Source organism: Vreelandella sp. DA03-1M (genome assembly GCF_055725665.1).
In genome coordinates this window covers 3,270,808-3,282,494 of record NZ_CM146798.1, presented here as the reverse complement: position 1 = coordinate 3,282,494, position 11,687 = coordinate 3,270,808, and the positions used below count along the sequence as shown (strand labels likewise).

At 54.1% G+C, this 11,687-nt stretch carries 9 protein-coding genes; 7 read left to right on the top strand and 2 right to left on the bottom strand.

What is annotated here, in order from left to right; all coding sequences use genetic code 11:
• Positions 1-252: 252 nt before the first annotated feature.
• On the bottom strand, positions 253-897 hold the full coding sequence (locus ACXUPB_RS15440; protein ID WP_472953294.1) for a CDP-alcohol phosphatidyltransferase family protein: 645 nt from the start codon (positions 895-897) through the stop codon (positions 253-255).
• A 273-nt stretch (positions 898-1,170) separates the two neighbouring features.
• On the opposite strand from ACXUPB_RS15440, the gene ACXUPB_RS15435 reads away from it, so the two are divergent.
• The 7 genes from ACXUPB_RS15435 (at position 1,171) to ACXUPB_RS15405 (ending at position 10,074) form a co-directional block, all read left to right on the top strand.
• The gene (locus ACXUPB_RS15435; protein ID WP_472953292.1) at positions 1,171-2,820 is read left to right on the top strand and encodes a DASS family sodium-coupled anion symporter; all 1,650 of its coding nucleotides are present in this window, start codon (positions 1,171-1,173) and stop codon (positions 2,818-2,820) included.
• Positions 2,821-3,006: 186 nt separating this feature from the next.
• Complete coding sequence (locus ACXUPB_RS15430; RefSeq protein WP_339935583.1) at positions 3,007-3,522, top strand: CinA family protein; 516 nt, start codon at positions 3,007-3,009, stop codon at positions 3,520-3,522.
• 40 nt (positions 3,523-3,562) lie between these two features.
• Positions 3,563-4,384: an ammonia-dependent NAD(+) synthetase gene (gene nadE, locus ACXUPB_RS15425; protein ID WP_472953289.1), complete on the top strand. Its 822-nt coding sequence runs from the start codon at positions 3,563-3,565 to the stop codon at positions 4,382-4,384.
• A gap of 89 nt (positions 4,385-4,473) precedes the next feature.
• On the top strand, positions 4,474-5,619 hold the full coding sequence (locus ACXUPB_RS15420) for an exonuclease SbcCD subunit D (protein ID WP_472953287.1): 1,146 nt from the start codon (positions 4,474-4,476) through the stop codon (positions 5,617-5,619).
• Positions 5,616-8,681 carry an AAA family ATPase gene (locus ACXUPB_RS15415; protein WP_472953284.1) on the top strand — a complete coding sequence of 1,022 codons (3,066 nt, stop codon included), beginning with the start codon at positions 5,616-5,618 and terminating at the stop codon, positions 8,679-8,681. Before ACXUPB_RS15420 ends, ACXUPB_RS15415 begins: the two co-directional genes overlap by 4 nt.
• A 185-nt stretch (positions 8,682-8,866) precedes the next feature.
• Complete coding sequence (locus ACXUPB_RS15410) at positions 8,867-9,589, top strand: tellurite resistance TerB family protein (RefSeq protein WP_179916433.1); 723 nt, start codon at positions 8,867-8,869, stop codon at positions 9,587-9,589.
• Entirely contained in the window at positions 9,589-10,074 is a 486-nt protein-coding gene (locus ACXUPB_RS15405) for a phosphatidylglycerophosphatase A family protein (protein ID WP_472953281.1), read from the top strand. The genes ACXUPB_RS15410 and ACXUPB_RS15405 overlap by 1 nt, the downstream gene beginning before the upstream one ends.
• Before the next feature lie 82 nt (positions 10,075-10,156).
• On the opposite strand, the gene ACXUPB_RS15400 is transcribed toward ACXUPB_RS15405, so the two are convergent.
• Entirely contained in the window at positions 10,157-11,539 is a 1,383-nt protein-coding gene (locus ACXUPB_RS15400; RefSeq protein ID WP_472953278.1) for an NAD-dependent succinate-semialdehyde dehydrogenase, read from the bottom strand.
• Positions 11,540-11,687 lie beyond the last annotated feature (148 nt).

Here is an 11,687-nt window from a genome sequence, read left to right as displayed (position 1 = left end):
CTTACCAGAACAATGGTCGTGCCGGGGGTTGGCGTCTGTGCGCTAGCGCACATTGCGTGTTTTATTTGCCTACGGGGCGAATTTAAGCGCTTTTAGTTAGCGTTAAACACCATGATTTAACTGCTGGGCTTGGTAAGGCATTAAACGGAGACTTCCCCGTTTGACTAAGGCGTAACACTCACCGCTACGCTGTTCTAGCAGTGCTCTATTTAGAACACTAATATGCCATCGTTCTTGAGAGAGCGTGTCACTCTATCCGTCAGCATCCGCAATGTTAGCGGACTCATGCCGACGCAGTGTCCAGTACCCTCCCCATAATCTTGTTGCCGTGGTGGTGAGGCAGGCAATCGAGAAGAGTATCGCCAGTATTGAAAAGTGCTCCGGGAACAGGCAAAAAATTACCAGGGCCATGACGGTTTCGGTGCCTTCGGTCAGCCCTTCTAAATAGTAGAACGCTTTATTGGGGAAGTGGGGGCGCTCTATTGACTGATGTTTGGCAGCAATCGCAAAGGCGAGAAACGAGGTGCCGGTGCCGATAAACGCAAACAGTAGCAATGCCGCAGCGAGGGCGTTCTGGCCGGGATTTGCCAATGCAAAACCCAGCACCACTGCGGCATAGAAAACAAAATCGAGCCCAATATCCAGAAACCCGCCTGCGTCGCTTGCGCGACCCGCTAAGCGTGCCAGGGCGCCATCAATACCGTCGCCCAGGCGGTTAAGCACAATCACCAACAGCGCGAGCCCGTACTGCTCCCATGCCAGCAGAGGCAGGGCCGTTATACCCAACGCAAAAGCGCTAAGTGTCACTTGGTCGGGGGTGATGTGCTTATTCAGTAACGTCTGTGCGATGCGTCTTAAAGGGCGTTGGATAAGCGGCATTGTCCAGCGATCAAGCACGTGGTTCTCCTCAATAGATAGGGGGAAATTAGGTTAATAATAGCGACAACGTACGTAGTGCATATGCTTATGTCACTATTAGCCTCTGCTAATAGTTAAACTAAAGTTGTTAGACTTTGGTTGTAATTATGGGTAAATAACTGGACTAATTGCCTATTGCAGTTAATAAAGGGCGCCAAAGGAGGTTCCGTATCGCCCTTCGTGCGGCATATATATCGGAATGTTGATCCTCGATTTGTTCTTTTCACTCTGACCGTAAGTGGCGCCAATTGTATGCATAAAACTGCCCTAATGACGGTGTGGGATCAGCTATGGCATTCCCACTACCAAGCTAAAAACTTATTGATGTGCGCGCTCCCAACGGGCGGAGCCGCCAACGCCGCGACTTCGAGTTCCAAGCGTGATCCTTCCCCTCAACCTAAGCCACCCGCTTACACCACTCCGCAGAAGATTGGTCTGTTGCTTGGCCCGCTGCTGTTCGCTTTTGTGGTGATGTTTTTTCACCCTGAAGATTTAAGCTTTGAAGGGCGCATGGTGCTCGCCACCACTCTATGGGTGGCCGTATGGTGGATCACTGAAGCCATTCCTATTCCCGCGACCTCGTTGCTGCCCATTGTGCTATTGCCGGTTACCGGCGCGCTAGATGGCAATACGGTGACCGCCGCTTACGGCAATCCAATTATTTTCCTGTTCCTGGGCGGCTTTTTGATCGCGCTGGCAATGGAAAGATGGGATCTCCACAAGCGTATCGCGCTGTCAATTATTGCCGTGCTGGGCACCAGTATTAATAGCATCGTCTTTGGTTTTATGGCCGCGACGGGCTTTTTGTCCATGTGGGTCTCCAACACAGCGTCGGTCATGATGATGCTGCCGATTGGTACCGCTATCGTCTACCAGGTGAGCCAAGAACTGGCGAAAAGTGACGGCGACCACAGTGCCGAAATCGATAAGTTCAGCAAAGCGCTGATTTTTGGTATCGGTTATGGCGGTACCATTGGGGGGCTGGGCACGCTAATCGGTACCCCACCGAATATCATCCTCGCCGCCATTGTGAATGAGCTGTTTGGCATCGAGATCTCCTTTGCCGGTTGGCTCATGTTTGCTTTTCCCGTCGTAATGGTGCTGCTGTTCAGCGCCTGGCTACTACTAACGCGGGTGTTTTTCCGCATCGAGTTTAGTCACCTGCCGGGCGGACGAGAGCTGATTAACAAAGAAAAAGCGGCGCTGGGTAACACCAGTTTCGAAGAGAAGGCGGTGCTGGCGGTGTTTTTGTTCGCTGCCTTTATGTGGATCACCCGCTCGTTCTTGTGGCAGGGGCAGATCATCAATATCCCTGGCATCAATGACACCATGATCGCGGTGGTCGCGGCCCTGCTGCTGTTTTTGATCCCTTCCAAAAATAAGGGCGGCTGCCTGTTGAGTTGGGACGTTGCCAAAGACGTACCCTGGGGCATTTTGCTGCTGTTCGGCGGTGGGTTGGCGATTGCCGCAGGGTTTGGCTCTTCCGGTCTGGCCGAGTGGATTGGCGGGCAAATGAGCGTGCTGGAAGGCGCTAACTTCTTGCTGGTGATCCTGCTGGCGACCGGCATGGTACTGTTCTTGACCGAAATCACCTCGAATACTGCCACGGCCACCATGATTCTGCCGGTGCTAGCGTCGTTGGCCCTTGCGCTGGATATCCATCCCTTTGTACTGATGGTGCCCGCCGCCATGGCCGCCAATTGTGCCTTTATGCTCCCGGTGGGCACGCCGCCAAACGCGATAATCTTCGCCACCGGCAAACTCAAAATCATTGAGATGGTGCGCACCGGTTTTTGGATCAACATTATTGCCATGCTACTCATCGTCGCGGCGGTTTATTTCTTGCTGCCGGTACTATGGAACGTGGATCTAACCAACTATCCCGATGCATTTCGGCGCTAATATAACCCATTAGCAAAGTATAGCCTCGCCTTCGGGCGGGGCTTTTTTATAACTGTTTTGCCGTTAATTCACACACATAAAGAATGTTAATAATGGCGTCAGGCTTTAGACAAATAACGGTGCTTAACTATAGTGCCTCAAAGGTGTAAATGGAGTCAGAGGTATGGCGTTATAAGGAGATAAGCAATGGAACTGCTTGAAAAGATTAGTGAGTATCTGAAAAAGCACGAACTCAAAATGGCCACGGCGGAATCGTGCACGGCGGGGTTAATTGTTTCAGAGCTAGCGGGCATACCGGGTAGCGGGCAATCGATCGATTGTGGATTGGCTGTTTACTCGCCCAAGGCCAAAAATCGCTATTTAGCCGTCAGTTTTGACACCATTGATACGTATGGCCTGACTAGCGAAGCCACCTCACGCGAAATGGCGTTAGGCGCTTTAAACAATAACGATGCCAATGTTGCCATAGCGAACACCGGTATTGCAGGCCCGAAGCCCCATGATGATATACCGGTGGGAACCGTTTGCTTTGCCTGGGCGTTTCGACATGCCCAAGAGGTATACATAATAGTGGAGACGAAACGCTTTTCAGGTGATCGTAATGAGGTACGGCTCGCCGCCGCGCACTATGCGCTAGAAAGGGTGCCAAAGCATCATGGTGATGTATTGGCAGGTAAAGCGCCCCGCGTTGATGAATCTTAAAGCTGAAATCTCAATCCGTAACCGGGAGGCAGGAAGCCACATGACTAACCACGTAACTCAGCAGCGTATCCAGGCAGATTTACAGGTAAAGGCATCGATTGAGCCACAGTATGAAATTGAGGCGCGCGTCGATTTTCTGTGCAGCCAGATGATAGAGACAGGACAGCACGCGCTTGTGTTGGGGATTAGCGGCGGGGTGGACTCCACCGTTGCTGGTCGTTTAGCCCAACTGGCCGTCGAAAAGGCCCGCGATAAAGGGGTTGATGCACGCTTTTATGCCCTCCGGCTGCCTTATGGAGAGCAGAAAGATGAAGATCACGCTCAACAGGCACTAACGTTTATTAACCCCGATGAAGTGCTTGATATCAATGTGAAGCCAGCCAGTGACGCCTTGCTAGCGTCCTTGGAAGAGGGCGGATTAACGTTTCAAGATGCCGTCCAACGCGACTTTGTATTAGGCAATATTAAGGCGCGTCAACGAATGGTGGCGCAGTACGCTGTTGCTGGCGCCAAGTCGGGTTTAGTGGTGGGGACCGACCAAGCAGCAGAAGCATTAATGGGCTTTTTCACCAAATATGGTGATGGCGCCTGCGATCTAGTGCCGCTGACAGGACTTACCAAAGGGCAGGTGAGAGAGGTGGGTGCTGCGTTAGGCGCGCCCGTTATACTGGTAGAGAAACAGCCCACTGCTGATTTAGAGTCGCTTAAACCTCAATTGGCTGATGAAGAGGCATTAGGCGTCACTTACACCGAAATCGATGCCTTTCTTACCGGTCAGCAGGTTAGCGAACAGGCCTACACCACCATTACCAACACCTATCAACGCACCGATCATAAACGCCAGCTCCCCAGAACGCCGTAGCGGCATTTTTTACAAGCTCAACGCCAGCGCTAAACGCAGCGCCAATAGGTTGCTATGATGCCGCGACACTATTGGCTGTTGAGCTTGTTATGCGTTTACTCCACACCGCTGATTGGCACCTGGGTCGGCTATTTCACAACCTTTCGTTGCTGGAAGACCAGCGCCATGTGCTTAACCAGCTCATCGAGATAATCGACCGGGAAAACGTCGATGCGGTGCTGATTGCGGGCGATATCTATGACCGCTCGGTTCCGCCTTCGGCGGCGGTAACGCTGCTCGACGAGGTGCTACATGCGCTATGCGAGGTGCGTAAGCTGCCGGTCATCATGATTTCAGGCAACCATGATGGCGCCGAGCGGTTGCGCTTTGGCGCGCGCCACCTGCGCCAAGCCGGGCTGCATATTCTCTCCGATTTAGCTGAGTTCGCCACGCCCGTCACGCTGACCATTGACGGCATCGAAGTGGATATATTCGGCATTCCTTACGCCGACCCGGAACAGGTGCGCAGCCAGTTTAACGTGGAGGCGCGCGACTTTGACGCTGCCCATCGCTATTTGGTCGAGCAGATTAGCGAGCGCCGCCATGCAACACGCCCCTGCCTACTAATGAGCCATTGTTTTGTCGATGGCGGTAGCGCCTCCGACTCCGAGCGTCCGCTAACGTTAGGCGGTGCCGAAAGCGTGGCTTGGGCGCCTATGCAGGGCTTCGATTACGTGGCGCTTGGTCACCTGCACGGCCCGCAGTATCGCGGTGGCGAGCATATTCGCTACAGCGGCTCGCTGCTCAAATACAGCTTTTCAGAAGCCAGCCAGCGTAAAGGGGTAACGCTGGTCGAGTTAAATGGGAACGGTGTCACGAAAATTGAGCAGATCCCACTTATACCCAGCCGTGAAGTGCGCGTATTAGAGGGTGAGCTAGATGCGTTGATCGCCCAAGGCAGAACCGATAACAACGCCGACGATTACCTGTTGGTGCGGTTGACCGACCGCCATGCCATTCTCGATCCCATGGGCAAGCTGCGTGAGGTATATCCCAATGTGCTGCATCTGGAAAAGCCCGGCATGCTGGAAGCACGAGGCACTCAGCAACTTGACCGCGAGCGGTTACGCTTTGATGCCCTAGATATGTTTAGTGACTTCTTCACTCAGACCAGCGGTGAGGCAATGAGCGATAAGCAGGCTAGCACCATGGCTGAGTTGATTAACCAGCTGCAGCGCGATGAGGCCCAAGAATGACGCCGTTAACCCTTTCCATGCAGGCGTTCGGCCCCTTTGCAGGCACAGAAAACATCGATTTCACTGCGTTAGGAAGAAGCCCGCTATTTCTGATTAATGGCCCAACAGGCGCGGGCAAAAGCTCTATTCTGGATGCGCTCTGTTTTGCGCTCTATGGCCAAACGACGGGTAACGAGCGTGAACCTTCTCAGATGCGCTGCGACCAAGCGAACGCCGCGCTGCTAACGGAAGTTACGCTTGATTTTCGCTTGCGCGGAGCGGATTACCGAGTGCGCCGCGTACCCCAACAGGAGCGCCCCAAGGCGCGCGGTGAAGGTACCACCACCCATAACGCGGAAGCGCAGCTATGGCGCTTAAACGCGGATGGCGAGGTAGAGACCTGCTTGGTGGCGCGCAAAGTCAACGATGCCACCGCTGAACTGCAAACCTTGATAGGCCTGGATGCCAACCAGTTTCGCCAAGTGATGGTGCTGCCCCAAGGTAAGTTTCGTGAACTATTGATCGCTGACTCCAAAAAGCGCGAGGAGATTTTTTCTCAGCTGTTTCAAACGCAAATCTTTCAGCGTATTGAAGAGCGTTTGCGCCTTCAGGCCAATCAAATTGAACGGGAAGTGAAAGAGCATCGCCAACATATCAGCGGCATTCTCGACGGTGGTGAGCTGGAGAGTGAAGCTGCTTTAGAGCAAGAGCTTGCAGCGGTGACGCCCCAGGTTGAGCAAGCGCGAAAGGACTTCGAAACCGCCCAACTGCAGCGACGTAAAGCCGAAAAACAGCGCGATGATGCCCAGGCACTTCAGCGCCAGTTTGAAGCGCGGGATAGCTTGGCGGCTGAAAAAACGCGCCATCTTGAACAGCAAAGCCAGATCGTCGGCATCCAGGGCCATTTGACTCAAAGTGAGCACGCTCAGGCGTTGCGCCCCCAGCGTACGGCGTTAACCCAGGCGCAGCAGGCGCTAAGCACCGCGCACGCGGAACAGCAGCAGGCAGACGCCGCACTGAGCAGCCAGCGCACTAGCGCGGAGCAGGCGCAGCGTGCATTTGAGGCGGCCCGCGAGCGTCAGGCAGGGCTTCCTGAACTGCGCGAGCGTCATCGCCAGTTGAGCGAGTTTATTCACAAAGGCCAGCAATTAAGCGAACTACAGGCGCGATTCCAAACGGCGCAGGCCGCTTGGCAACAAGCTGACGGTGCCCTCAAACGCGATGAGGCGCAACTGGACACCATACGCCAACAGGGAGAAGCGGCAGGCGTTAATCTAGAACGGTTACAGACGGAACGCCAGCAGCTGGCCAGCGCCCCTGTCGAGCTAAACCGCTTTGAAACGCTGCTAACCCAACGTAAAGAGCTGGATGTGCTAACCGGCCAGGGGCGTGAGCTTACCACGCAACAACAGCAGGCAACGGCAGCACTAGACCAGCGGCGCAGTGAGTCAGAGCAGGCGGAACGCTTCGCTACCGAGCAGGAGATGCGGTGGCATCAAGGGCAGGCTGCGCTGCTAGCGCTCACTCTTGAGGACGATGCCCCTTGCCCTGTCTGCGGCAGCCTGGCGCATCCGACCCCGGCCGTTAATAACGCAGATATCGTCACCAAAGAGCAGGTGGAAAACGCTCGCGCCGCCCAGGCGCAGGCCCGTCAATCTTTCCAGGGCGCTGAACGCCATCACCAACAGCTAGCGCAGCAGATAAGCTACCACAGCGAGCAAGTACAGCGACTCAATCAGCAATTAGGCGAGTGGGCTAGCCAACCGCTGAATGAGCTACAAAAAACCTGCGATGAGTTGCATCGCCAGGTCGCTCGGCAGACAAGCGTTGAGCGCGAGATTAGCCAACAAATCACCGCCCGTGATGCGTTAAGGCGTGAGTGGGGCGCGCTGGATAAACAGCTTAAAGCCCAGCGGCCCGCGGTTGAAAAAGCCAAAGAGGACGCGTTAAGGCTAGAAAGCCAGCGTGATCAGTTGAGTCAGTCGCTGCCTGACGATGCTCGTGATCCTGACGCTATGCGCCAAACACTGACGGAACTCGAGCGCGAAGTTACCCAAATTGAACAAGCCTGGGAAAGCGCTCAGCAGGCGCTGACGAACAGCCAAACCCAACTGGCGCGAGCAGATGAGCAGCTACGCGGCGCGAACGAACGAATCGAACGCAGCGAGCAGTCGTTACAGCAGGCTCGAACAGAGTGGCAAGCCGCGCTGCAGGCTAGCCCCTTTAGCGATGAGACGGCGTTTCAGACGGCGCAGCTGGATGATGCCCAGCGGCAAGCGTTGACGCATCAAATCGAGGCGTACCAGCGCCGCTTAGCCGAACTCGAAGGGGCGTTGCAGAATTACCATACCCAGCTTGCCGACAAAACAGCGTCGGATATTACCGCGCTCACTACGGTGACAGAGATCGCTCAAGCGGAAGAGCATACCCAGCTGGAAGCTTGGCGAAAGCTTGATGGACGTTTAACGACGCTAAAAGGTATTCGCCAAAAGCTGGCGACTGCGCATACGGCCCAGGCCAAGCTTGAGTCCCAATATCAGCTTTGGGGCACGCTAAGCGAAGTCGCTAATGGCCGCACCGGGCATAGAATCAGCCTGCAACGTTTCGTGCTCGGCGTGCTGCTGGATGACGTTTTGATTCAGGCTTCAGAACGGCTGGTACGCATGAGCCGCGGGCGTTATCAGTTGGTGCGCCGCGAGGACCCCACTAAGGGCAATAAAGCGTCAGGTCTCGAGCTGGATGTGGCTGACACTTACACCGGCAAGAACCGTTCGGTAGCGACGCTTTCCGGCGGCGAATCTTTCATGGCAGCGCTGTCGTTAGCGTTGGGTCTTTCGGATGTGGTGCAGGCTTACGCTGGTGGTATTCAACTGGATACGCTATTTATCGATGAAGGGTTTGGTAGTCTCGATCAGGATGCTCTGGATCAAGCCATTGCCATGCTTAGCGAACTGCAAATGGGCGGGCGCATGATTGGGGTGATTTCCCATGTCAGCGAGCTCAAAGAGCAAATGCCCATCCGTATAGAAGTGCACGCTAGCTGGCACGGGAGCTCGGTGGAAGTGAAGGGCGCACTTCATTAATGTCTAAGGTATTTAAAGGCTCGGGCATTTAAAGGCTATGACATTTAAAGCCTAAGACATTTAAAGCCTAAGACATTTAAAGCCCAAGCCAGCGTTAGTTCATGCTGCGTTCATATAGAATGATTTATAAAGTGTGTTAATCGTTAAACGAGCTCTAAAGATAATATCGACTTAGGAGTGCAAGGATGAACGCAAGCAAGATTTTACAGCAGCTGATGCAGCAAGCCGGTAGCAGCAGCGGTGTCGATGTTAAAGGCATCCTGAGTGGGCTTTCTAAGCAATTAGGCGGCGGTAGCAGTGGCCAAGGAAGCAGCTCATCCGGTGGTTTTGATGTTAAAAGCCTGCTTGGTGGCGGTGCCATGGGCATGCTGGTTGGTTCTAAGCGTGGCCGCAGCATGGGTGGCAAAGCACTGAAATATGGCGCGATTGCCGGGGTCGGCATGCTGGCGTGGAAGGCTTGGCAAAGCTCTCAGGCGGCAAAAACTGACAGTGGTCAAAATACTGCCCAACCTGCGTCAGAGGGCGAACGGGTTGAAGTTCTTAGCGGTGAGATCCAAGAGCGTCGTAGCCTGGAATTACTGCAGGCAATGATGATGGCGGCACGTGCCGACGGTCACATTGATGAGCAGGAACAGGCGTTGATCACCGAGCAGATCGATGCCTTAGGTGCCGATCAAGAGATGCATAACTGGGTAGAGCAGCAGTTAAAAGCACCGCTGGATGCACAGGCGCTGGCTCGTGAGGCAGATTCCCCTCAGGCGGCACGCGAGATGTACCTGATTAGTGTGGCAGTGACCGACGATCAAAACCCTATGGAACGCGCTTGGCTGGACCAGTTGGCCAGTGCCCTTAACTTACCCAAAGAGATGACGGCCGAACTTGAGCGTCAAGCCGAGCAGGCGGGTTAATGCTGGATACGTTTAATTTTTGGTTAGCGACGGGCTTTGGACTAGGCCTAGCACCGGTTGCACCCGGTACGTTTGGCTCACTGTTAGGGATTCCCTTGGCGTGGTGGTTATTGAGCCGCCCGGTGGGTCAGCAAGGGATCGTAATGGCGGTTCTGGTGGTGTTAGCGATGCCTGTTTGCCACGTTGCCGCCTGGCATTATGACGGGTTGGATCATGGCAGTATTGTCGCCGACGAGTATGTAGCCTTTCCGCTTGCGGTTATTGGTTTAGCGGCAGCGCGCCATCCCTTGGTAATCGCGCTCGGGTTTGGTGTTTATCGCTTTTTTGATGCGCTAAAGCCGCCGCCAATTCACCTCACTGAGCATATGCATGGCGGTTTCGGTATCGTTTTAGACGATGTTGTCGCAGCACTGATAACGTGGGGGATCATGGCGATAGGGTTAAAGCTTTGGCAGCGCCGCTTACCTCAACGAAGCGTCGAGTAACCAATAAAAGCGCCGCAAGCCTGGCGGGAAACAAGGCTTGCGGCGCTATTTTTTACTGCTTATAGGCTAACAAATTAGCGTATTACTCTTGAACGACAATCACCGACTTAGCGTTGACGAACTCGTGCATGCCGAAGCCGCCGTGTTCACGCCCATAGCCGGAGTTTTTTACCCCGCCGAAGGGCATTTCCGGTGTGGCAACGCCAAAGCCGTTAATAAACACCATGCCGGTATCGAAGTACTTGCTGGCAAGCTCGGTGGCGCGCTTAACGTCTTTAGAGATGATGCCGCCGCCTAAGCCGTAACGGCTGTTATTGGCGATACGCATGGCGTCTTCATCATCTTTGGCACGAATCAGCGCGGCAACCGGACCAAATAGCTCGTCGTCGTATGCTGGCTGACCGGGGGTCACATTATCCAGCACGGTCACCGGATAAAACGCCCCTTTACCGGATGGTTTCTCACCACCGCAGAGGATCTTCGCGCCTTTACGCACGCTCTCTTCCACTTGCTCATGGAGATCATCGCGCAGATCAACACGCGCCATAGGGCCGAGATCGCTGCCTTCCTGAGTTGGGTCACCGGCTTTGAGCGACTGCATGCGAGCTACATAGCGTTCTTTAAAGGCTTCATAGTTTTTCTCAGTCACCACAAAGCGTTTGGCCGCCACACAGGTTTGACCACCGTTATAGACACGCCCCTGCACACAGGTATCCACGGCAACATCAAGGTCGGCATCGTCAAGCACTAGGTAGGCATCATTGGAACCTAGCTCAAGCACGGTCTTCTTCAGGTATTCGGCGGCTTTGGTGGCCACTTTGCGACCTGCACCGTCGCTGCCTGTTAGCGTTACGCCACGCACGGCAGGATGCCCGATTACCTCATCTGAAACATCGTGAGAAATCACCAGCGTACGGAAGACGTTTTCCGGTAGACCGGCCTTACGGTAAATTTTTTCCAATAATAAACCGCTACCGGTGACGTTTTCAGCGTGTTTAAGCAGCACACCGTTACCCGCCATGATATTGGCGATGGAGTAGCGAACTACTTGGTAAGCGGGGAAGTTCCAGGGCTGAATGCCGTATATCACGCCCATGGGAGAATAGCTAATAAAGCCGCGCTCACCGTTGCCAGGCTGACGCCCTTCGTCGGCTAGCTTTTTGGGGCCGTGTTCAGCGGTGTAGTCACAGATACCGGTGCACAGATCCACTTCTTGACGGGCTTCGGCAGGGAGTTTGCCCATTTCCTTGACCATCAAGTCGGTAAGCTCTTCTTTATGTTCCTGAAGTGCTTGGCCAATTGCTTTCACCGTTTTAGCGCGGCTCTCCAACGATTCAAGGCGCCAATCGAGAAAAGCATCGTAGCAGGCATCGACTACCTGCTTGGCTTCAGCGCTACTCATCAGCGCATAAGTATCGAGTGTTTCACCGTTGGTCGGATTAATCGTTGTGATGCTGTTGCTCATAAGATCTCCTATCTATAGATCAACGTGTGGGTCATGACGCCCAGCTCCTGAGCGTTTAATCGACCGGTCTATTTCTAGTACAGAGTCACTCTAGTACAAACTGAGTGCCTCTGCATAATAGAGGTGCTCAGTTTCGGGCATTGATTTA

What these genes read in the sequence shown, in the direction of transcription:
- ACXUPB_RS15400 (WP_472953278.1), bottom strand. Translation starts at nt 11,539, where the DNA reads ATGAGCAACAGCATCACAACGATTAATCCGACCAACGGTGAAACACTC.
- ACXUPB_RS15405 (WP_472953281.1), top strand. Translation starts at nt 9,589, where the DNA reads ATGCTGGATACGTTTAATTTTTGGTTAGCGACGGGCTTTGGACTAGGC.
- ACXUPB_RS15415 (WP_472953284.1), top strand. Translation starts at nt 5,616, where the DNA reads ATGACGCCGTTAACCCTTTCCATGCAGGCGTTCGGCCCCTTTGCAGGC.
- ACXUPB_RS15430 (WP_339935583.1), top strand. Translation starts at nt 3,007, where the DNA reads ATGGAACTGCTTGAAAAGATTAGTGAGTATCTGAAAAAGCACGAACTC.
- ACXUPB_RS15420 (WP_472953287.1), top strand. Translation starts at nt 4,474, where the DNA reads ATGCGTTTACTCCACACCGCTGATTGGCACCTGGGTCGGCTATTTCAC.
- nadE (WP_472953289.1), top strand. Translation starts at nt 3,563, where the DNA reads ATGACTAACCACGTAACTCAGCAGCGTATCCAGGCAGATTTACAGGTA.
- ACXUPB_RS15410 (WP_179916433.1), top strand. Translation starts at nt 8,867, where the DNA reads ATGAACGCAAGCAAGATTTTACAGCAGCTGATGCAGCAAGCCGGTAGC.
- ACXUPB_RS15435 (WP_472953292.1), top strand. Translation starts at nt 1,171, where the DNA reads ATGCATAAAACTGCCCTAATGACGGTGTGGGATCAGCTATGGCATTCC.